Annotated in this window: 2 tRNA genes; both read left to right on the plus strand. The window is 52.6% G+C overall.

Annotation, left to right across the window (positions count from 1 at the left end):
- The first annotated feature begins 201 nt into the window (after window positions 1-201).
- Window positions 202-278, plus strand: a tRNA-Ile gene (locus RRU01S_RS24910).
- A gap of 61 nt (window positions 279-339) precedes the next feature.
- A tRNA-Ala gene (locus tag RRU01S_RS24915) sits at window positions 340-415 on the plus strand.
- Window positions 416-977: the final 562 nt, after the last annotated feature.

Here is a 977-nt window from a genome sequence, read left to right on the forward strand (position 1 = left end):
AGTTACTTCGGTAACCGGATTGGTATGGCAAGTGTCGCCGTCCACGTTTCTCTTTCTTCAAAAAGGATATAAACCTTTGGTTTGCGCTCACGCGTGTCGGATCTTCGATCCTGGCTTAAGCGAGGGCGCCGGACGACCGGCGACGGCTCACTGAGCCTGTATGGGTGTTCTACTTTGAACGCTTTGTACGCTCGGCGAGATGGGCCCGTAGCTCAGTTGGTTAGAGCACACGCTTGATAAGCGTGGGGTCGGTAGTTCAAGTCTACCCGGGCCCACCAATGGTTTTTTAGATTTTACCTGATCCCTGACGGCTTTGCTGTTTGGGTGTTTGCGATGGTTGGGGCTTTAGCTCAGCTGGGAGAGCACCTGCTTTGCAAGCAGGGGGTCATCGGTTCGATCCCGATAAGCTCCACCAATCGCGAAGCGATTGGGTTGGTTTGTCTTGACGCTGTCGCGGCTGAAGCCGCTGCGCTCCAGACGGGCCGGCCAAACGTGGCCGACGGCCTCTGGCCTGTAGGGCGGACTGATCCATCGGTTGGTTGAAAGATATCCTTTTGAAGAAATAAAAGTTTGCATCATCTCGCATGAGACGATGCCTGTTCTGTACGCATTGTGAAGAGAAGATATGTCTGGAAGCTTCCAGGTGTTTTGAACCATTGGTTCAAGACGTCCGAGCCCAGTCTCAGTGAAACCTTGTGATGGCTTAGTCGGCCGGAATTGGTGGAGGGATTGGAGTAGGTAGGAAAGCTTGTCTAAGGTATGTTTGTTGTTGGAACCTCGGTTCCTCTGATGGATATGCTGGATTGGTGTTGCCTGACCGCGCATCACCGGATGATATCTCGAGAAGCTGGTCTTAATGATACGGCCTCGAAGTGCACCGGCGTGCCTTCAAAGAGGACTGTATCGACACGTCGATGTCATCAAGAAGTGGCTTGATTGTAAAAGGTAATCAGGTCGTCGCTTCCTTCGGAAGCGAC

Source organism: Agrobacterium rubi TR3 = NBRC 13261, from assembly GCF_000739935.1.
Lineage (GTDB): Bacteria > Pseudomonadota > Alphaproteobacteria > Rhizobiales > Rhizobiaceae > Agrobacterium > Agrobacterium rubi.